Source organism: Hymenobacter agri (assembly GCF_054778495.1).
This window is the reverse complement of record NZ_BAAGZM010001081.1, coordinates 1-866: the sequence shown is the minus strand read 5'-3', so window position 1 is coordinate 866 and position 866 is coordinate 1. Positions and strand designations below refer to the sequence as shown.

The 866-nt window shown below is 70.3% G+C and carries 1 protein-coding gene; it reads right to left on the bottom strand.

Features of this window, described 5'->3' with window-relative positions:
• On the bottom strand, positions 1-866 hold an 866-nt coding region (locus ACYVDE_RS24590; RefSeq protein WP_460504149.1), incomplete at both ends, for a 5-(carboxyamino)imidazole ribonucleotide synthase.

Sequence of the window (866 nt, the reverse complement as noted above, 5' to 3'; positions counted from 1 at the left end):
GGCGCCGGCAAGGGCAGGCCCGCCAGGGCGTGCACCTGCAGGTCGAACTGCGAGGCGTCGCAGGCGTCAATCGTGTAGTGGCCGCTATTGTGCGGGCGCGGGGCCATCTCGTTCACCACCAGGCCGCCGTGTTCGGTGCCGTCGTCCACCACAAAAAACTCCACGCACAACATCCCCACGTAGCCCAGGTGCCGGGCAATGGACACGGCCGCCTCACGGGCGCGGGCGGCCAGGGCGGCCGGCATGTTGCCCTCGTAGGCGTAGGTCACGGCCAGAATGCCGGCCACGTGCACGTTGCGCTGCGGGGCGAAGCTCACCACCTGCCCATCCCAGCCGCGCGCCACCAGCACCGAGCACTCGGCCGTGAGCGGCAGCATCTTTTCCAGCACGCAGGCCGTCTCGCCCAATTCCGCCCAGGCGGCGGCCAGGTCGTCGGCCGTTTTCACGCGCACCTGGCCCTTGCCGTCGTAGCCCAGGCGCGCGGTTTTCAGGATGCCGGGCAGCAAATCGGCGCGCTCAGCCAGCACGGCTTGCAGCTGGGCCGGCGTTTCAATCACGGCGTAGGGCGCGCAGGTCACGCCCGACACGTCGGCGCAGGCCGTGAAATGGGCCTTTTCCTCGATGCGGTCCTGGGCAATACCCACGGCGGCGGCGCCCGGCGCCACGGGGCGGGATTGCGCCAGGGTTTGCAGCGTCTGGGCCGGCACGTTCTCAAACTCGGTGGTGATGGCCTGGCACCGCTCGGCCAGTTGCGCCAACCCGGCCGTGTCGTCGTAGCGGGTCTGGATATGGTAGTGGCTCACCCGCCCGGCCGGGCTCTCAGCGTCGGGCTCCAGCACGGCGGTGAAGTAGCCCAGGCGCTGGGC